The organism is Rhizobium grahamii CCGE 502 (assembly GCF_000298315.2).
Classification (GTDB): Bacteria; Pseudomonadota; Alphaproteobacteria; order Rhizobiales; family Rhizobiaceae; genus Rhizobium; species Rhizobium grahamii.
Genome location: NZ_AEYE02000027.1, coordinates 36198 through 55181 on the forward strand (window position 1 = coordinate 36198; position 18984 = coordinate 55181).

22 protein-coding genes are annotated in these 18984 nt (G+C 57.7%); 12 read left to right on the forward strand and 10 right to left on the reverse strand.

Translation table 11 applies throughout. The annotated features are described in order from the left end of the window. The first annotated feature begins 373 nt into the window (after positions 1–373). A complete protein-coding gene (locus tag RGCCGE502_RS21325; protein WP_016556268.1) occupies positions 374–1279 on the forward strand; it encodes a hypothetical protein in 906 nt (301 codons plus the stop codon). A 593-nt stretch (positions 1280–1872) separates the two neighbouring features. Here the strand turns inward: RGCCGE502_RS21325 and RGCCGE502_RS21330 are convergent. Then, positions 1873–2067, reverse strand: a complete 195-nt coding sequence (locus RGCCGE502_RS21330) for a hypothetical protein (RefSeq protein WP_016556269.1) — start codon at positions 2065–2067, stop codon at positions 1873–1875. A 269-nt stretch (positions 2068–2336) separates the two neighbouring features. Between RGCCGE502_RS21330 and RGCCGE502_RS21335 the strand changes: the two genes are divergently transcribed. Continuing rightward, entirely contained in the window at positions 2337–2537 is a 201-nt protein-coding gene (locus RGCCGE502_RS21335; protein ID WP_016556270.1) for a hypothetical protein, read from the forward strand. Positions 2538–2550: 13 nt separating this feature from the next. Here RGCCGE502_RS21335 and RGCCGE502_RS21340 read toward each other — a convergent pair whose 3' ends face one another. After that, a complete protein-coding gene (locus tag RGCCGE502_RS21340; RefSeq protein ID WP_016556271.1) occupies positions 2551–2754 on the reverse strand; it encodes a hypothetical protein in 204 nt (67 codons plus the stop codon). 89 nt (positions 2755–2843) lie between these two features. Next, positions 2844–3239 (reverse strand): DUF1236 domain-containing protein, encoded by a 396-nt coding sequence (locus RGCCGE502_RS21345; RefSeq protein WP_016556272.1) that lies wholly within the window; start codon positions 3237–3239, stop codon positions 2844–2846. A 344-nt stretch (positions 3240–3583) separates the two neighbouring features. On the opposite strand from RGCCGE502_RS21345, the gene RGCCGE502_RS39280 reads away from it, so the two are divergent. Continuing rightward, a complete protein-coding gene (locus RGCCGE502_RS39280; RefSeq protein WP_439332348.1) occupies positions 3584–3790 on the forward strand; it encodes an acyltransferase family protein in 207 nt (68 codons plus the stop codon). 500 nt (positions 3791–4290) lie between these two features. After that, positions 4291–5319 (forward strand): porin, encoded by a 1029-nt coding sequence (locus RGCCGE502_RS21360; protein WP_016556275.1) that lies wholly within the window; start codon positions 4291–4293, stop codon positions 5317–5319. Positions 5320–5357: 38 nt separating this feature from the next. On the opposite strand, the gene RGCCGE502_RS38215 is transcribed toward RGCCGE502_RS21360, so the two are convergent. After that, complete coding sequence (locus RGCCGE502_RS38215) at positions 5358–5834, reverse strand: hypothetical protein (protein WP_244441776.1); 477 nt, start codon at positions 5832–5834, stop codon at positions 5358–5360. Between RGCCGE502_RS38215 and RGCCGE502_RS21370 the strand changes: the two genes are divergently transcribed. From RGCCGE502_RS21370 to RGCCGE502_RS21375, 3 genes are all read left to right on the forward strand, one after another. Beyond that, complete coding sequence (locus RGCCGE502_RS21370) at positions 5716–6009, forward strand: TspO/MBR family protein (protein WP_280114304.1); 294 nt, start codon at positions 5716–5718, stop codon at positions 6007–6009. The two genes, RGCCGE502_RS38215 and RGCCGE502_RS21370, sit on opposite strands and share 119 nt — an antisense overlap. Next, positions 5958–6158 carry a tryptophan-rich sensory protein gene (locus RGCCGE502_RS38800; RefSeq protein WP_280114303.1) on the forward strand — a complete coding sequence of 67 codons (201 nt, stop codon included), beginning with the start codon at positions 5958–5960 and terminating at the stop codon, positions 6156–6158. The genes RGCCGE502_RS21370 and RGCCGE502_RS38800 overlap by 52 nt, the downstream gene beginning before the upstream one ends. A 254-nt stretch (positions 6159–6412) precedes the next feature. Continuing rightward, on the forward strand, positions 6413–6829 hold the full coding sequence (locus tag RGCCGE502_RS21375) for a helix-turn-helix domain-containing protein (protein WP_051158716.1): 417 nt from the start codon (positions 6413–6415) through the stop codon (positions 6827–6829). Between the two features lie 164 nt (positions 6830–6993). On the opposite strand, the gene RGCCGE502_RS21380 is transcribed toward RGCCGE502_RS21375, so the two are convergent. Both RGCCGE502_RS21380 and RGCCGE502_RS21385 read right to left on the reverse strand, forming a co-directional pair. Continuing rightward, positions 6994–8673, reverse strand: a complete 1680-nt coding sequence (locus RGCCGE502_RS21380) for a sensor histidine kinase (protein WP_016556279.1) — start codon at positions 8671–8673, stop codon at positions 6994–6996. Positions 8674–8908: 235 nt separating this feature from the next. After that, the gene (locus RGCCGE502_RS21385) at positions 8909–9379 is read right to left on the reverse strand and encodes an Hsp20 family protein (protein WP_016556280.1); all 471 of its coding nucleotides are present in this window, start codon (positions 9377–9379) and stop codon (positions 8909–8911) included. A gap of 402 nt (positions 9380–9781) precedes the next feature. On the opposite strand from RGCCGE502_RS21385, the gene RGCCGE502_RS21390 reads away from it, so the two are divergent. Next, positions 9782–10054 carry a DUF982 domain-containing protein gene (locus tag RGCCGE502_RS21390; protein ID WP_051158717.1) on the forward strand — a complete coding sequence of 91 codons (273 nt, stop codon included), beginning with the start codon at positions 9782–9784 and terminating at the stop codon, positions 10052–10054. Between the two features lie 164 nt (positions 10055–10218). On the opposite strand, the gene RGCCGE502_RS21395 is transcribed toward RGCCGE502_RS21390, so the two are convergent. Together RGCCGE502_RS21395 and RGCCGE502_RS21400 are read right to left on the reverse strand one after the other, a co-directional pair. Next, positions 10219–10872 (reverse strand): ChrR family anti-sigma-E factor, encoded by a 654-nt coding sequence (locus RGCCGE502_RS21395; RefSeq protein WP_016556282.1) that lies wholly within the window; start codon positions 10870–10872, stop codon positions 10219–10221. Then, positions 10873–11415: a sigma-70 family RNA polymerase sigma factor gene (locus tag RGCCGE502_RS21400; RefSeq protein ID WP_016556283.1), complete on the reverse strand. Its 543-nt coding sequence runs from the start codon at positions 11413–11415 to the stop codon at positions 10873–10875. 372 nt (positions 11416–11787) lie between these two features. On the opposite strand from RGCCGE502_RS21400, the gene RGCCGE502_RS21405 reads away from it, so the two are divergent. From RGCCGE502_RS21405 to RGCCGE502_RS21420, 4 genes are all read left to right on the forward strand, one after another. Beyond that, the gene (locus RGCCGE502_RS21405) at positions 11788–13161 is read left to right on the forward strand and encodes an NAD(P)/FAD-dependent oxidoreductase (protein WP_019280258.1); all 1374 of its coding nucleotides are present in this window, start codon (positions 11788–11790) and stop codon (positions 13159–13161) included. Beyond that, complete coding sequence (locus RGCCGE502_RS21410) at positions 13158–13982, forward strand: DUF1365 domain-containing protein (protein WP_016556285.1); 825 nt, start codon at positions 13158–13160, stop codon at positions 13980–13982. The genes RGCCGE502_RS21405 and RGCCGE502_RS21410 overlap by 4 nt, the downstream gene beginning before the upstream one ends. Next, positions 13979–15211, forward strand: a complete 1233-nt coding sequence (locus RGCCGE502_RS21415; RefSeq protein WP_016556286.1) for an SAM-dependent methyltransferase — start codon at positions 13979–13981, stop codon at positions 15209–15211. The genes RGCCGE502_RS21410 and RGCCGE502_RS21415 overlap by 4 nt, the downstream gene beginning before the upstream one ends. A gap of 150 nt (positions 15212–15361) precedes the next feature. Continuing rightward, a complete protein-coding gene (locus RGCCGE502_RS21420; protein WP_016556287.1) occupies positions 15362–15766 on the forward strand; it encodes a DUF2177 family protein in 405 nt (134 codons plus the stop codon). A 386-nt stretch (positions 15767–16152) separates the two neighbouring features. Here RGCCGE502_RS21420 and RGCCGE502_RS21425 read toward each other — a convergent pair whose 3' ends face one another. Both RGCCGE502_RS21425 and purF read right to left on the reverse strand, forming a co-directional pair. After that, entirely contained in the window at positions 16153–16533 is a 381-nt protein-coding gene (locus tag RGCCGE502_RS21425) for a DUF2147 domain-containing protein (protein WP_016556289.1), read from the reverse strand. Between the two features lie 475 nt (positions 16534–17008). Beyond that, complete coding sequence (gene purF, locus RGCCGE502_RS21430; protein WP_016556290.1) at positions 17009–18481, reverse strand: amidophosphoribosyltransferase; 1473 nt, start codon at positions 18479–18481, stop codon at positions 17009–17011. Between the last annotated feature and the right edge of the window lie 503 nt (positions 18482–18984).

Below are 18984 nucleotides of genomic sequence, written 5' to 3' on the forward strand. Positions count from 1 at the left end.
GAAGCAATTCGTTCCCCCGCGAACGGCTTAAACATTTTAAGTCGTGAAGAAGCACCCTGTCCGACCGGCCGACGTGTAACTCAAGGAGCATTGCATGAGCCTTCTATGTCGTGGCGGCAGCATCCGCATGGGGATGCAGGCGAAATATCCGCATTCCGATCGGCTACGAAGAGTCGGTCATTGTCGCCTTGGCAACGGCGGCTTCCTTGGCCGCCGCAACGCTACGTCGCGATCGACCCGGCGCCGCTTGGTCCCACCAACACAACGACTTTGCCGACAGCAGCTTGTTTGGAAACTTCAACCGTCTGGAACAAGTGGGTTAAGTCCGAGGTTATGTCGCCTCACGATCCCGTGACAGCTAGAGGACATTTCCATGGCCGAACCCGTTTCCGCAGTCGCCCACATTCATACGCGAGACGACAATCCGTACCTTAACGCCGCACTCAACAAGATCTCGTGGGGAGCAGTTTTCGCAGGTGTCGCCGTGGCGCTTGTCGTGCAGCTTCTCCTTAACCTTCTCGGAGCTGGTATCGGCGCGGCTGTCATCGACCCGGCATCTAACGATAATCCTTCGGCCACGACGCTCTCCGTGAGTACCGCCGTGTGGTTCGTTGGCAGCGGCCTTATCGCTTCCTTCGTCGGCGGCTACATCGCCAGCCGCCTATCAGGCCGACCTGTCCGATCGACGGGTGCTCTCCATGGCGTGACCTCGTGGGCGGTGGCCACGCTTATCGTCATTTACCTACTCACGACCTCCGTCGGCGCGCTTGTCGGCGGGGTTTTCTCAGGTCTAGGCGGCATTGTCTCTAGTGCAGGCTCGACTGTCGCCACCGCGGCGACTACCGCGGCCCCCGCCCTTGCGGCCGCAACTGATCCGATGGCTGGTATCGAACGGAATATTCGTGAAGCCAGCGGTGGCAACGATCCGGCAGCTCTGCGCGACGCTGCGGTGGCATCCGTTCGGGCCGCTGTCACTGGAGACCAGGCAAAGGCCGACGAAGCTCGCAATCGTGCGGCCGACGCCATCGCCAAGGCTCAGAACATTCCGGTCGACCAGGCCAAGCAACAGGTCGCCCAGTACGAACAGCAGTACAAGAATGCGGTGGCCCAGGCCAAGCAAAAGGCGACAGAGGCGGCGCAGGCAGCGGCTACAGCCTTGTCCGCAGGCGCCATTCTCGCCTTCATAGCGCTCGCGGTCGGCGCCATCGCCGCATGGATCGGCGGCGCGCTCGGCACCACTCATGTCGTACGAGATGAGGAGGTCTACGTAGCCCGCTAATCCATTTACATCAGGAGCCGTGGAGGCGGCTCCTGATGCAAGGTCACTGGCCAACATCAAGACCCTTGGTGACCTTTTTTCGATAAGATCCATGGCCATTTAATCTTCTTAAGAGGGCGCGCGCGGCCCCGTTCAGCGGAAGACAGGGGCTGGTTCCTCCAACGCCGGGACGAGACGCAGGGGCCAGATTGAACTCCCCACGCAGGTGTTCAAGATCCTCGGAAGGCCGTTCGTGGCAGGACGCGCGAGGCCATCTAGGGCATCATTGCTGAACGCAAGGAATCGAAGAGTGCAAGAATTCGTCTGCCCTCGACGCTGGCCTGGTTTCGTCAGCCTAGGCTCGGCATTACGAGATGGTGTGCTACGGCACCGTCATCCCATGGGGCCACGGAGGCCCGTGCTACTGCTTCAGGCGAAAGCCCGCGGATCAACTACATAGCTCGCTGAAGCACGAAGCATCGGAGGCACAACCGGCAAGTGAGCCTAGGATGCGCGCCTCTTTCACCAAGAAATTGAATCGGGTGGCTCCCTAAAGGCGCTTCTCGGCATCTGCCGTGGCAGACCAGAACCGTGATAAAATCGCGCGCCGCGCCTCACGACTTGGTTTTCGGGCCCGACCAGACGTAGCCAAATCGGCTTCCAGCCTTTCGCCAGCGAATAGTGTAGCCAATTACTTCGAGCTCTCTCAGGAAGGAGTGGCGTTCAAGCTCCGACAGGCCGTTGAGCGCGACATTCAACCCGTCCAATCCACCTAACCGATATGCCTCGACGAACATCTGCAACTTCATGCTCTTCCCTGCAGCGCCAAATCGCTCCGGTCGGAACCGCGGGAAGAGAACAGAGTTCCAGGTTACCTTTCCAAATTCTCAGAAAAACACAGACTGCGGGGCGCCCGGAGGCGGGCTCCTTAAGCGAGAGAACGACTGGGGATGGTACGCTCTCGCACAGTCCGAAAACATTGCACCGTTTACTGTACAATGTAGACGTCGGTCGATCTGCATGGCGGGACCGCTTGAGAGACGGTGTGTGCTCTTGCCGTCTAACTGGGGGGATTGATATGTTCCACTCCTTGGTAACCCTTGATGATCGAGACATTGCCGCCATCCTTGAAGCCCTTGAGGAGTGGTGTTCAGCACGCGGAGTAGAGATCGAAAGCGACCAGGGTCGTCGTGCCATGGCGATTGCGGTTGATCACGTTCAAACGAAGGGTACGAGTGCCGAGCTACTAGCGGAAATTTCCGCTCAGCTGGACGGTTAAGCGGCCGGACCGATTAGCGAACCGCTTCGTGTAGATCAGGTCGAGCGACGCGGGCAGTTGTTACTGACAGCGCTGAATTGGTCGGCACCCAGACCCGTGTCGCCGTCCTCGTATGCTCTGCGTTCATGGCGAGAGTTCCAACGATTGCTGCCATGGCAATCAGGATGGCAATCAGCGGAAAGCCGACGCCGGAACGTTTGTCATCGTGATGGATCATGCCTCAACTCCTGCGGCGCTGTAGGGGTAGCACTGGTGATCTGATATGGCTTTGGTGTATGGAAGAGGGCGGCTTGCGCCGCCCTTCGGTCACTGGATGACCTGGATCACCTTCCGGGAGGAAGGTTCGACGATGACGCGTTCGTCATTCACGATTGCATATGCGTATTTCGGGTTTTCGGGAACCGGGGTGACAACGACAGTGCTCGGCAAAGGCTGCCCGATGACCACCTTCTCCTTTACCACGACGCGCTCGGCGGGAGCTGGAGCCTGTTGAACATAAGTCACCACCTGCTGCGGCGGCGGATCAAGAACGGCACCTGCGACGCCACCGACAATGCCTCCCACAGCCGCGCCAACCGGACCGCCTACGATAGCACCGGTTGCGGCACCCCCGACGGCACCAGTTACCGCCGACGACTGAGCGAAGGCGCAAGTGGATGCCATGAGAACGCTGGCGGCGATACCTACTGCTTTGATATTCATCGTTAAGTTCTCCTTTGAGAAGCGGGTTGTTCCGCTGCAAAAAGGAACTTCCAAGTAAAAAGACAGTTCCGCATATAGGACTTCAGTCGGTCGATTTAGGACCTTGGTCCTATTACGGCCAACGTGTTCAGATTTTCGTCAGTTTGTCACGTTACTGACGCTACTCTCGACTGCTGCGGGCACAACCGAACTCGGAGTACTGCGTTTTGAATATCCGTGCCAAACCACCTCGGAATTCGCTCGCAATCGGCGTAGGAGGTACGGGTCGCGTTATATCCTATCGCAAAGACATTGATGGGCTGCGTGCGTTGGCGATCCTTCCGATCATTCTTTACCACGCGGGCGTGCCCGGCTTTCGCGGTGGATCTGTCGGTGTCGACGTTTTCTTCGTGATCTCCGGCTACATGATGGCCTTGTTGATTTCGGGCGAAATCGCTGACGGCGGCTTCAGCTTGTTGCGGTTCTACGAACGTCGCATCCGGAGAATCTTTCCAGCACTCCGTCCTTGCAGCGTCGTCCATCGCGGCGTGGCTCCTTCTCATGCCGGCTGAGTTCATCTACTTCGCCAACGGCCTGAAGGCGGCGGCCCTCTTCACGTCGAACATCCAGTTTGACAAGGAAAGCGGCTATTTCGATATCGGCCAGCCACGACGGCATCAACCGCACACATGGCGTGCAGGGTTGGAAAGGCGGCATTGGGCGGGGCCTTCGTCAGCCATATCCGGCCGCTTCAATGATGCCGCTCGACCGGTGCGCGCGAGCGTGACTTCTCCAGTTTCGTGTTGGAAGTGCAAAACGCATTCAATACCTGAGGACACGCCGCTGAAATGATCACGACAGCGTCCTCCTTTCTATACCAGTGACGTGAGTTGTTACCCAAGCGCCACGTCGCCCAAACAAAAACCGTTTGCGGGCAACAAGCCATCACTTCGAGATTGATCGACTCAAGCAAGGATGAAACGCTGACTTCAGCGGTTTGCTTAATCTGCAAACTGTCGGAACGGCGCTAGCCCCCAGGCGGCGGTTCAATCGAAAAGGAAATGGTTCTCCAATGAATATCCGGATGGCTTCGTTGACCTCCGCCGCGGCATTTGCAGCTGTTGCGTCCACGCCGGTGTTCGCTGCCGATGCAATCGTTGCAGCTGAACCCGAGGCGGTTGAATATGTCCGCGTCTGCGACGCGTACGGCACAGGTTACTTCTACATCCCGGGCACCGAAACCTGCCTCAAGGTCAGCGGTTACCTGCGGTTCGAAGTCTATGCCGGCCCGGATGAGAAGGGTACCTCGGACTGGAACGCGCGTACGCGCGCTCATGTGCAGTTCACCGCCAAGAGCGACACCGAATATGGTCCGCTCACCGGCCTGATCGTGATACGCAACAACGGTGACAATCCAGAGACGACCTCGATCCTGGACTCGGCCTACATCGACATCGCTGGCTTCCGCACCGGTCTGTTCTACAGCTGGTGGGATGACGATCTCTCCGGTGAGCCTGATGTTCTGTCTAGCTTCGAAACCCTGCACAACTCCATCCGCTACCAGTATGAAAGCGGCGACTTCTACGCTGGGGTGACCGTCGACGAGCTGGAAGACGGCTATTACAAGCCTGGTGAGAACCCGAACAATTTCGGTGTCGGCCTCGGCATCGGCGGCAAGGCTGGAGCAATCAGCTACCAGCTTATCGGCAGCTACGACACCGATAATGAAGAGGGTGCAGTTCGCGGAATGCTTTTCGCTGATATCGGTCCCGGTACACTCGGCCTGGCAGCTATCTACGCGTCGGGTCCGAACTCCTACTACTCGCAGTCGGAATGGACTGTTGCTGCCGAATACGCTTACAAGGCCAACGAAAAGTGGACCATCACCCCGGAGGCCCAGTACTTCGGCAATTACGTGCCTGATCTCGGTACCTTCAGTGGCGACTCGTTCGACGGCCTCGGCGACGCGTGGACGGTCGGCATCACTGTCGACTATCAGATCGCTGACAACCTCTATGCCAAGGCAACCGCCGACTACACTGATCCCGACGATGCTGACGAGGTGACCAAGGGTTTCTTCCGTCTGCAGCGCTCATTCTGATTTGAAATCCTGGCGCCCTGGATTGACCTGGGCGCCGCTCAGCTTTGCGCTTTCTGATCTCGTGACGTCAGATCGTCCACCGGATCGATCATGGTCTTTTTATAAGCCGTGGAATCCAACCCGCATGGCCCGATGTCGAACGGGTCCCATCCGCGACTTGGCGATCGAACCTCAACCATCGTGATCGGATTGCCTGCGTCTGGATTGGCAGCGCTCCATTTTCCTGTGAGTTGGCGGACGAACCTTCCGGCGGCGATATGATCCAAGCAGGCATTAGCCTCGTAACCCGCGCATCCCGGAAGCGATATGCCGGGCGGCTGGGCCCGTGCTGATCTGGAGATGAGAGTAGACTCCAATAGAGACAGGTCTATAGCCGTGGGTTTGGCGATCGCGGTGATGCCCGTGATTTTGGCTTCGGTTGCGGGACAGATCGCAACATTTCCCAACATTGAAGGCTGGTACGCGGCGCTCAATAAGCCATGGTTCAATCCGCCGAATTGGCTATTTGGGCCCACGTGGACCGCCCTTTACATTCTCATGGCATTGGCCGCGTGGCGGCTACTTCGTCTCCCGCGTCATACCCTCGGCCGCGGGTCTGCGCTCGCTCTCCTTTTTCCGCAGCTCGCACTGAACGCATTGTGGTCCTGGCGCTCTTCTTTGCTTTGCACAATCCGCTGGCTGGCCTGGTAAACATCGTGCTTCAACTGCTTTTGATCGCGTTGACGATTAAAAGGGCGCGCCACGTTGATAATGTAGCAGCGGTTTGCCTGATCCCGCTGGCGGTGTGGGTGGCTTTCGCCACAATCCTGAACTTCGAAATCTGGCGGCTCAACGGGTAGTCGTTCTTATTCAGCTCCCGGAGCATCTTTAGTATCTAGGCTTTCGTCAACGCGAATAGAATGGAAACTTCCTGCACACGAAATCGTTCACTTACACACGAACGAGGATAATATGTGATGAGGGCGGTCGGCAGTGAGCAACGGGTTGGAGTGGCAATGCTTTCCTGTCTTGCGCTCGCTGGTTTGCGTGATCAGCGAAATCAAGAGGTCGGGGTTTGGAAGGGACCACCCACTTGCAGCAGCAGGAGGCCGGCATGAAGGCCAAGCAACCGAACGCTGTGGATGCCTATGTCGGTAAACGGGTAAAATCGCATCGAAAGGAGCTGGGCATAAGCCAGGCCGCGCTTTCTGAAAAACTGGGGATTACATCCCAGCAGCTTAACAAGTGCGAACAGGGCATAAATCGGGTAGGTGCGAGCAGGTTGCAGGCTATTGCCGAAGTGCTTCAGGTGCCGATCGGCTACTTTTTCGAGAAGGATGCTCCGGAAGCGTCAGTCTCGCCACTCAAGGGCAAAAACGATGTCAGTCTGTTCATAGCTACCGAAGAAGGTTTGGCCTGGATTACCGCCCTACTCGCAATCAAAGACCAGAACACTCGCGAGAAACTGCTTTCCCTCCTGACACACCTTGGTTCGATGCATAGAAAACAGGCCGACGAGAATAAAGAATGAAGACTCCTTGTCCAACCCGTCATAATGGGACGCTAGCATCGGAACCGACTACGCTATTACCAGCGTGACCGACTCTGATCCCTCATGCACGCTCGGGCCTTGGGCAGATCGACTGGGCCACGCCTCCATTCGTATGCTTAACTCTCCTGTAGGGCCGGCGCTGTTTACGCGATCTCCACTTTCGAAGCGATAGCGTCGATCTCGGCCTTCATTTCCACTGCGGTAAAGCTCAGCTCAAAGACCAGCCCTTCGGGTCGATAATCCGCTAGGCACTTGGGTTCGAACTTCGCTGGGAAAGCCCGTTCAATGAGAACGGAGCCGAATCCTTTTTTACCGGTGTTTATCACAGTCGGCCCGCCCGATTCGGTCCATGTCAACACGAGCCGTTTGCCATCCCGCTTCCAGAGCACCTCAACGGTTCCACATTCCGTTCCGAGGCTGCCGTATTTCGTGGCATTTGTCGCCAACTCGTGCACCACGAGAGATAATGGAAGGGCGAGATCCGGCGGCAGGACGAAGTCTGGCCCATCCAACGATACGTTTTGAGCCTCTGATGCCACATGTGCCCGCAGCGCGGCCGTCAGGATGGCTCTTATTGGCGACGCCAACCCTTCCCGAGATAAGATGAGGTCGTATGTGCCACCGAGCGCCGCCAGCCGTTCCGAGAAAGAACGGTATCGATCCGGATCGGAACGAGCAAAGGTCTGGCGAGCTATCGCCTGAACAAGTGCGAAACCGTTTTTTACCCGGTGCGTCAGCTCCCGCACGAGAAGCATCCGCTCCTCTTCCACGCTCTCATTCTGAGTTCGACGACAATCCAGTTCGTCAAGAAGCCGATCGAGGGACGCGCCTACGGCCGCCAATTCGTCAGTACCATTCATTCTTGTCCGGGCCGCCGCCTCGCCGCCTCGCCACCTCTCCATGACGTCCGCGATGTGAGAAATCGGCGTCAGGATGAATCGTTTTCCAATAAACATCGACAGGCAGAACGCAGTTGCGACCCCTAGCACAATGCCAATGACGTTATTGACAGTAGCCCTGTCGATGGGCCCGAATGCTTCGGCGGTGGAAAAGCCCGCGCTGACATAGAGGGGGAGTCCAGCCTCCGATATCGGCCGATAACCAAGCACACGCTCGGTGCCGTCCTGGCTCATCACGTTGATCACACCCGGCTCATCGGCATGGATCAGCTTCTGGAAGTCTGGTGGGATGACTGTTCCGACGAACCGTTCCGCCAGCGGTACGCGGGCCAGAATGGTTCCCGTGTCGTCGGCTATCGTGACTGCGCTACCGGGCGCGATGCCGCGCTCGGTGACCCGGTTCTGGAGCCAATCCAGTCGAATGCCGCTGACAACCACAGCCCTCACCCTGTCTCCTTCGACCACTGGCATGGCAAGAGGCAGGACAGGACTATCCGATACCCTGCTTTTTGTGTATCGGCCGACGACGAACGCCTTTGTCTGCAAGGCCTTCTTGAAGTAGTCTCTGTCGGCAAAATTCGTTGTGCGCGGGATGGCTGCGCTTCCGCAGATTGGTGTTCCAGCTGGTGAGAGTACAAAGAGCGTCTGGATGTTCGGGACGTTTGCTGCCAGCGACGTCAATGCCTCGTTACAAGTGTTGGCGTCCTGGTGGCGAACCGAGGGCATTGCCGTGACGGCGACCATCAGCCAGCGCAGGCCTTCGACGATGCGCTCGACTTCGAAAGACGCCTGTCGAGCTGCTTGCGCGGCCTGCATGCGCACCTCTTGGCTGCGCTGGAGGCGCATTGCCACTTCGTTGTAAGCGAGCATGGCGATGACCGGGGCGAGCGCGGCAACCGCGACCGCCACAAGCTTTGCTCTCATAGACCTTCCCTCTCGAACCTGCTTGATATCACGGTCGCGAGGCCGCCGCCATATGCTGTTCTCGCTTGGTCCGCTCGGAGACCGCCATATCAGGGGGTGTGACTAGACAGCCTGTTCCCGAGGCCTCCAGCATTCAGCGAAGACGACGTTTTCGGACTAGAGCGTTCGAACTATTTGCAGCATCCGTATCAAGGGCGGGTCGACGCAGCAGGCGACGGCCCGCCGTTTTTCACACTCACGTTGTCTTCTTGGTCGCCTCAATCTGAAGCGAGGCATGATCATTAGCACCAGCGCCAACCGTAATCTTGCGTGGCTTCATCGCTTCGGGAATCTCGTGCCTCATCTCAATGTTCAGCAGGCCGTTGTTGAGAGAGGCATTCTCGACCTTCACATGGTCGGCGAGTTCAAAGCGGCGTTCGAAGCTTCGTGAGGCGACGCCCCGATAAAGGTACTCGCCCTCCCCTTCTTCACCTTTTCCACCCTTGACGATCAGAACGTTGTGTTCCTGGGTGATGTCGAGATCGCCAATCTCAAAGCCCGCGACGGCGATACTGATCCGATATTCGTTGTCGCCGACTTTCACGATGTCGTAGGGCGGCCAGGCGTCGACGGCCTGCAGGCGCTGCGGATTGCTGAGAAGATCGAAAACCCGGTCGAAGCCGACGCTCGAGCGATAGAAAGGTGCGAAGTCCAGTTCGTTTCTCATAACCAAATCCTCCGTAAAGCGAGTTGGAATGGGAACGCCAGTCGGAAACCTGCGTCCCCGGCTTCCCGGCCCCCTAATGGGCTGCCGGCTATATTCGATTTGGTTTTGCTAGCACTGCCTTTCAAGACATTCAGTGAATTTTTTTTCATCGGCTTATGCTCCGAATGTGTGGCATCGCAGTCCGGTGCAAATGACCGCGCTGCTGCACGCTATCGAACAGCGCCTCTGTCTCTGTATAAGAGGCTGGCATTTACCAAATGGCATTGTAGATTAGCATTTGCTGTCGTAGCCTCAGACGGCAAGCGGGTGCCGGTCCCGTGGAACCAGGCGGCAGAGTTGAGTTATTTGGTTGTGGAGGCAGGGTTGGTGATTTGGCACAAAGGCGGAGATTTCGTTCCATTGATGCTAGTGATGTGCGGCCCGCAGAAATACCTATCAATCAGCTCACTCCGGCACGTCGCCGAGGCGCTCATCCTGGCGTGGCCGTCGGACGATGGAGATGAGTATGTCAGCGCCGTCAAAGCGTGCCTGGATGCGATCGAGGGACGCGTTCCCGCGCTGGAGGCCCGGGGCGCGTTGATCCGTGCTGCCGACGAGGCGGGAATTCCGGTAATCACCGTAGTTCCCTATGGCGATGCAGAGCCCGAGACGGAAGGGCTTGTGATGCGAAAGTGAGGGGTCTTCCTGTGAGCCAGAACAGGGCTGAATACCGGCGGTCACTGAAGCCGAACCGGACGATTGCCTCAACCGTCTATTTCTTCCAGCTGTCCTCAACCGGAGCCTTGTCCTCTGGCGGTCGCGGGTCCTCGGTATCGGTTGGCCTTGGTCAACATGGGGGCCTAGATCTTAAAGAGCCTCTGAAACAGCCGCATGTGCAGGCTCGAGAATTTGAGCGGCGCGTCTGTCACTGCAAGGCAGATGCAGTCCTTCCCCTCTGTCGCTCTGGGGGTGTGCGTTAACGTACCGTCCGCTATTTCCACGTCGCCCGGGCCGAACGTCGACACTTCGTCAGTGAAGCTGCCATCAAGAACAAGCGTCAGTTCGGTGCCCCGGTGCGAGTGCTCAGGAACAGGCTGGCCCGCAGGAATTTTCAGCAGACGAACAGTTGTTGTTTCGTCCTCTGTGGGGACGATCATCTGCGCGGCTCCGCGGCCGAGAAAACGCCACTTAAGCCCCCCCGCCCGATCCACGTAAGTAGCCAGTGGCTCAGGAAGGAACATCTCTGCCTCGCTGCGGGGACTGCTTGTGACAGGGTCCTCTTCCCATTGTGATTCCGTAATACGTCTCTCCATCTCCCTCCAACCTTCGTCAAGGTTGTCGTTGGCGACCTCACATTCAAGGAAGTACCCGCCAATCCGTTCGAAGGCGTGAAGCCCCGCCCGGCAGGCTGAGCACATGGTAAGGTGAGTTGTTGCGCCGAGCGCCCATCCCGCCTCCAAAGTGCCTGCCGCCATTGCGGCGATCATCTCATCCGTCAAATGATGCTGGATCATCTAAAGATCCCCCAACGCTGCGCGGAGTTTCTCGCATGCCAGGCGAATCCTCGACTTCACCGTCCCCAAAGGGAGCCCCAGCTTCTCAGCGATAGCACCGTGCGGTAGCCCTTCGAAATACGACATTCTGAGGACTTCGACGAAGTCAGGTTTCAGTTGTTTCATTGCTTCTCTCAGTGCATCTGCTTGCTGCGACCGCAAAACCAATTCATCCGGTGGCTCGGTTCCGTTAATAGCGAGCAGCGGATCAGCTGGATCGAAGTCGGGTTTCGGACCCCGCCTGAACGCATCGATCCTCAAGTTGCGAGCGATCGCAAAAATCCAGGTTGAAGCATGGCCTCTGGAAGGATCGAAGAGATGAGCTTTCCTCCAGACGGTCACCATCGCTTCCTGCACGTATTCTTCCACTACCGCTGGCTCATTGGATGATCTTGCCATGAATGACCTGAGTTTCGGGACAAAGTGTCGATAGATTGCTTCGAAAGCTGCTTTATCCCGGCTCGCCACCCTTCCCATCAACGAGTTGAGCAACTCGCGTTCCATCTCATTCGATTTCACAGGCAATGTCGTTACCCTATATTGCGGATTTCTTTCCCGCGCATGCTGCGAAGCGCCTGCCCGGCAACTATACGATTTGAGATCGGCCTTCGCTAGTAACGACATCCCCTTTGTACGTCGTGGTCGCAGTCTGGATCAGAGGTATCCGTAAAAACCCAGATTTCCGGCATCGGATGCTTCGTTCCGGCTCGTCTGTAGACTTCCACGTGCGCGGAGAAAGGCGCGGTGCCGATGCGCTGCTTAGTCAGTAGCGAAAAATTCGCGCGACTTAGAAAACTAACCGGTAGCTGCTCTCGTACATGCGGCTGAGGGCAAAAACTGGTTAAGGAACTGAGACAGCTCGAAATGGAGGACTGCATGGCATTTCAAGACGGGAGCGCAGTTGCCCCGCGCCTGAATATCGCAGTGGTTGGCAGTGGTATTTCGGGCCTATCGGCGGCGTGGCTCTTGTCGCAACGCCACGACATCACGATGTTCGAGACCTCGAACCGCATTGGGGGTCACAGTAATACGGTTGAATTTGAAAGTGCCGGTGTGTCGGTCGCCGTCGATACCGGCTTCATCGTGTACAACGAGGTCACCTACCCCAATCTGACGGCCCTATTCCAGGCACTCGACGTACCGACCGCGGCATCCAACATGTCATTCGCCGTCTCGCTGAACGACGGCGCGCTCGAATATTCCGGCGGGACAGGCTCCGGCCTTTTCGCCCAGAAATCCAACCTCGTGAACCCACGCTTCTGGTTGATGATGTGGGACCTTCTGCGATTTTATCGCAGCGCGCCACGCGATCTCGGAACGATGGGCGGCGTTTCACTCGACGATTACCTCACACGCAACGGCTATAGTCGCGCCTTCCGAGACGATCATCTTTATCCGATGGCAGCGGCGATCTGGTCGACGCCTGCCATGCAGGTCGGCGCGTATCCGGCCGCCGGCTTCGTGAACTTTTGCCACAATCACGGGCTTCTTGAACTACGCAATCGTCCAATCTGGCGCACCCTGCAAGGCGGTAGCCGCGAATACGTGATGCGCATGATCCGTCCATTTTCTGATCGCATCCGCCTTTCAACCGCAGTCGAAGCAGTCCGTCGCGTACCCGGTCGCGTGGAGATCCGGGACGCCCGCGGCGAGAAGTATGTTTTCGACCATGTCGTGATCGCAACTCATGCGGACCAAGCGCTCCGCATGCTGTCTGATGCGACGGATGACGAACGACGCATCCTTGGCGTCTTCCGTTATTCGCGCAATGAGGCGGTGTTGCATGGCGACGTCAGCCTGATGCCCAAGCGACGTGCTGCATGGTCCAGTTGGAACTATGTCGCCGATACACGAGGCAGCACCACCAAGCCGTCGATCACCTATTGGATGAACAGGCTGCAGCCTTTGGGCGCAGCACCGCCGACTTTCGTGACACTCAATCCACGCCGAGAACCGCGCCGGGAAACCGTCATTAGCCGCGAGGTCTACGAACATCCGGTCTTCGACCTTGATACCGACCGGGCGCAACATGAGGTCTGGTCGCTGCAGGGCGTGCGCAATACCTGGTTCTGCGGCGCGCATTTCGGCTCAGGCTTCCATGAGGATGGTATCCAGGCCGGGCTTGCGGTTGCCGAAGACCTCGGTGGTGTGCGCCGCCCCTGGGAGGTCAAGCAGGAAAGCGCCCGCATCATTCGCAAGCCATTGATGAGGCCGGTTGAACTATCGACAAAGCTGGAGGAGCCGGTATGAAGGCGGGTCTCCGTTCGGCCCTGTTTCCTGGGCACGTCACGCATGCGCGGGTAAAGCCGAAGCAGCACCGTTTAAACTATCGCATCTATTCACTTCTAATCGATCTCGACGAACTCGACGAGCTCGACCGCAGGCTGAAGCTTTTTTCGATCGATCGCTTCAACCTTTTTTCCTTCTATCGCAAGGATCGCGGCAATCGTTCTGGTTCCGACCTGAAGAAGCAAGTGGAGCGCACCATCGAGAGAGGAGGCGTTGAGCCGGATGGTGGCGCCATTCGCTTGCTCACCATGCCGCGTATCTTGGGTTGGGCCTTCAATCCCCTAAGCGCTTTCTTCTGCTACGGCAGGGATGGAGCGTTGAGGGCCATCCTCTGGGAGGTAGACAATACGTTTGGGCAGCGCCATGGCTATATGTTCCCGGTGGACACGCCTGACGGTGCGGAGATCGTCCAGCATTGCGACAAGGCGTTCTACGTATCCCCGTTCCTAGACATGAACCTCCGCTACGAGTTCGTTGTTTTGCCCCCTTCGGAGACCCTATCGATCCGCATTTGTGCGTTCGACGACGAAGGGTTGATGCTGACTGCCCGGCACCTGGCCAGGCGGATCGAACTGACGGACGCCGCCCTGCTGAAGGCCTTCTTCGCAATTCCTCTGCTGACGTTTCGGGTCGTCGGCGGCATCCATTGGGAGGCCCTAAAGATCTGGCTGAAAGGCATTCGCCTGCGCGGGCGTCCGCAGCCCCCTGAACACCCGGTTTCCTATCATCCACATCACCAAACCGAAGAAAACGCATCGCATCGAAAGAGCGAGATTCAATGAGCCAGTATGACGATTTATCCCATCTCACGCTTACGCTGCCGGCGCGTTACGAATATCCGGGTTTTGCTGGCCGGCTTTTGCGACGCCTGGTCGGCAATCTCCATACCGGTCGCCTTAGGATCGTGCTGCCCTCCGGTATTGTCGTCGAAAAGACCGGTACAGAACCCGGTCCCGACGCGACGATCGTCATGACGAAATGGCGAATGGTTCGTCGCATCCTGACGGCCGGCGATATCGGCTTTGCGGAAGGATTTCTTGAGGGAGACTGGACGACGCCGGACCTGACTGAGGTCATTCGGCTTGCAGCACGGAATAAAGATGTCCTGTCGCGCGCAATTGGCGGCAGCATCCTGATGCGGTTGGTCAACAGAATGCTCCACCTCTTGAATGCCAATACGAAAAAGGGCAGCCGACGCAATGTTGAGGCGCATTACGATCTCGGTAACGATTTCTACAAGGAATGGCTTGATCCGACTATGCTCTATTCCTCGGCGATCTATGACGACACGACGCCGCACCTCGAAGCCGCCCAGCAGAAACACCTCGATCGCATTCGCGAAAAGCTAGCGCTTTCTGGGGGTGAAAGCGTGCTGGAACTCGGCTGCGGCTGGGGTGCATTGGCCATCGAGCTTGCGACCAGATCGAGTGCCAAGGTCGTCGGCCTTACCCTTTCGCCGTCGCAATTGGCTTGGGCTAACGATGTGGTCGGGAAGAGCGCCAAGGCTCGCCTGGTCGATCTGCGGCTGCAAGATTATCGTGACGTGGAAGGTCAGTTTGATCGCATCGTTTCGATCGAGATGTTCGAAGCGGTAGGCGAAGCCTATTGGCCGGTCTATTTCGAGACCTTAAGACGTTGCATGAAGTATAATGGACGCGCAGTGCTGCAAATCATTTCCATCGAGGAGACTCGGTTCGAGGCCTACCGCGGAAGTATCGACTTTATCCAAAAATACATCTTCCCTGGCGGGTTCCTGCCATCGGACAAGGCGCTCGAACGAGCAATCTCCACGGCCGGATTGAAACTCACGGAAATTGAACATTTCGGGAGATCGTATGCGCGTACGCTTGCCGATTGGCGGTCGCGTTTTCACGCGAATTGGCCAGCCATAGCAAAACAAGGCTTCGACGAACGGTTCCGACGTCTTTGGCACTATTATCTCTGCTATTGCGAAGCAGGTTTCGAGGAAGGAAACATCAATGTCGGGCTTTACACGATCGAGCATCCGTAGCGTGCACGGGCTACTGGCCAAGACGATGCGCGTTTTTGACCGCCGACGTTTTTCCTTTCGCTTTCGTCCCTGTTGGCCCATCTGCCGACGAGGCGGATGCGACGACGAAAACCAACTGAAGCTCGCATAAAATTTTCGAAGGATAGCAAAGTGAAGACCTACATCGTCGCCTACCTGGCCACATTGATCGTCTTTACCGCGATCGATTTTATCTGGCTGAGCACTATGGCCGATCGCCTTTATCGGCCCATTTTGGGGGACATGCTTTCCCCCAGATTCCGGCTAGCTCCGGCAGTCGTATTCTATCTGATATATGCGGTGGGGCTAACATTTTTTGCTGTCAGGATTGGCTTAGTATCCGGTTCTTCGGCCACCGCGGCACTCTACGGCGCGCTTGTTGGCTTCACCGCCTATGCGACCTACGACTTGACCAATCAATCCACGTTGAAGAACTGGTCTACGACGTTGACAATAGCAGACCTCTTTTGGGGCACCTTCCTATCAGCGTTGTCCGCGGGCATCAGTTCCTGGATTACCCAATGGATCGACGGGTAAGATTCGGCGGAGCCCCAGGCTTTGTCAGTCCTCGTGCTTTTATTTAGGGACAGAGAACCAGTCTGATGATCAAGGGTGACAAACGTATTCCCACGTCGAGGCGACACATCTTGCGATTGTCAGGCCTTCCCATTTTCTTCCTTGTTGCCGCGGCGTTGGTCGGGGGCGGCTGTACATCCCAAAGGCCGACCAGGGCAGCCCATACCGACAGCGACACCCTGAAGCCGGCTGCTAAGCGGATCTACACCACCGGGTCCGAATCTTCGAATGACTGCCGGCGCAAACCCAATGTCGAGGGCATGCTGCGCACTCTCTGTTACTAAGCTCGGCCCAGGCTGGGTCTCGAACCCACCTGTTGCTGCCGCGAGCGACAACGGATGCCTAGCCTACCTCAATCTTGCCCAACTTACGGCCTTGCAAATGGTGCCATAAAAGATGCATCCGCTCGTCGTCATGAGGTTGCCTGCTATGGTCACTGTCAGCCTATAGGTCAAATTGCGCTGTGGGTCGAAAGCCGTGCCGGAGTAGCCATTTCCCCCCGCTCGAATATCCATGATGAGCTTGTCCCCGATCTTTTCCTTCAGGGTCCCCGGCTTGATCCAAGTGTTTACGGCGCAGATGCTGGTGCCGCAAGCCGCGATCCGGACAATGGCATTGCCATCGCCTCGTGCCCACCGACCCGAAATATCGCTCCCCTCACCCGGCACGCAAACCGTCGGCAGGCCCACTGCCACTGCACAAAACAGGACAACGCGATTTAGTCGCATGGGCTCCTCCAAACAGATTTTGTGAAACGCCGGAGTCCAGTGAAGGGTCTGGCAGATCCAACACTCATGGGCATTTCATACGGCGAGGATCGGGATTTGGATTACCTTCCGCTCGTTGGCATTGCATCGGAATGTCACTTGCGACTGCGATCGCTTGGGCGATCCTGCACGCAGCGAACAGGTTCGATTTGATCGTCGTTCATCGCAGGTCCCGTGGGCGCGGCGGCTGCCCCTCTTATGGGCTTTCAGAAGAAGAAATTGCGATCGCTGTTCTGGTGTTGATCTGAATGTGCAAGGCCTTCAACGACTCACGGCAGTCGGAACGGGTACGCGCCATATGTTGGAAGACCGGCGCGAAATACCCCCTGGCAGCGTTTCAGCACTTTTGCTGAACATGCTCGATTTCTTGCCATAGAGTGTGTTTGCTTTCGGTTGTCTCCCAAAATGCCGGGTTTGGAATGATCATGGGGCCTATCTAAAAAACCTTGCGGCCCATCGTTTCGCCGTCCTTGTCGAGAAGGCGGGTCGGATAGTCGCCGGTAAAGTAGTGGTCGGTGAACTGCGGACGGGCGTCGTTGCGATCCTCGCCACCGACGGCGCGATAAAGGCCGTTGATCGACAGGAATTCCAGCGAGTCCGCGCCGATGTATTTGCACATGGCTTCGAGGCTGTCGTACTGGTTGGCCAGCAGCTTCTCGCGATCCGGCGTGTCGATGCCGTAGAAATCAGGATAGTAGATCATCGGGCTTGCGACGCGCAGGTGCACTTCCTTGGCGCCGGCATCGCGGATCATCTGCACGATCTTCAGCGAGGTTGTGCCGCGCACGACCGAATCGTCGACGAGCACGACGCGCTTACCCTCGATCATCGCCCGGTTGGCGGAGTGCTTCAGCTTCACGCCGAAAGCACGAATCTGCTGCGTCGGCTCGATGAAGGTGCGGCCGACATAGTGGTTGCGGATGATGCCGTATTCGAAGGGGATGCCGCTTTCCTGGGCGTAGCCGAGGGCTGCCGGCGTGCCGCCATCTGGAACGGGAACGACGACATCGGCGTCGACGGGCGCTTCCTTGGCAAGGTTGATGCCCATGTTCTTGCGGGCGACGTAAACGCTGCGGCCGCCGACGACCGAATCCGGACGGGCGAAATAGACATATTCGAAGAGGCAAAGCCGCTCGGGCTGGCCATTGCCGGCCTTGCGCGCGTCGATCGAGATCGAACCGTCAGGCTGGATCTCGCAGATGATGACTTCGCCGTTCTCGACGTCGCGGATGAATTTCGCGCCGATGATGTCGAGTGCGCAGGTTTCCGAAGCGAAGATCGGCTTGCCGTCGAGCTCGCCCATGACCAGCGGACGGATGCCGGTGGGGTCGCGTGCTGCAATCAGCTTCGTGCGCGTCATGGCGAGCATCGAGTAACCGCCTTCCATCTGGCGGATCGCGTCGATGAAGCGGTCGGCCGTGGAGGTGTAGCGCGAGCGGGCGATGAGGTGGAGAACGACTTCCGTATCCGAAGTCGACTGACAGATAGCGCCGCCGGCTATCAGCTGCCGACGAAGCGTCAGGCCGTTGGTGAAGTTGCCGTTGTGGGCGATGGCAATGCCGCCGACTTCAAGCTCGGCGAAAAGCGGCTGCACGTTGCGGAGCGCGACTTCGCCTGTCGTGGAATAGCGATTGTGGCCGATCGAGATGTTGCCGGGCAGGCGGGCGAGGGTGGTCGGATTGGTGTAGTGATCGCCGACCAGTCCCATGTGCCGCTCGGAATGGAAGCGCAGGCCGTCGAAGGAGACGATACCGGCCGCCTCCTGCCCGCGATGCTGCAGGGCATGCAGGCCAAGCGCCGTCAGCGTCGAGGCATCGCTACGGCCCAGAATGCCGAAGACGCCGCACTCTTCGTGGAGGGTGTCTCCATCGAATTCGTCATTGAGCGTCAAGGAATGAGACTGGTTCATCAACGTGAGGCCTCTGCTCTCATGGGATTGAATGGGTTTCCGGATGGCGCCGTCATCTGCCCATCGCCACTGGTCGCAATTCAATCTAGCTATGCTTTTTAGCTCATTGGGTATAGTGATCGCCTGGAATTGACACAATGCCGCAGGCTCAGGTGACTGGAGCTCGGAGTCGGAGCCGGTGCCAGTGTGGAAAGGCTCGCGTTGCGCACAGCCCATCAAAGGCATGTTTTCTTAAATTATGACAGCGGGCTCGGTTCGGGCGCTTGCTGAGCAGATTTCTCCCCTCGATGGCGGCGTGCCCGAACCGGCTGTAGAAAATGGCTGCTACAACACGGGCGACAGCATCGGAAACGTCACGAAGCCGGCAGAATTGCCGTGGGAACCGCGGTTGACTCCTGCGCGAGCATGGTAACCGACCCAACGCCGCGGGAGCGACTAATCGTCGGAGGCGGGTTTGCGAAGCGACCCGATCCATCGATCAAGATCCACCAACCTCTGCGAAC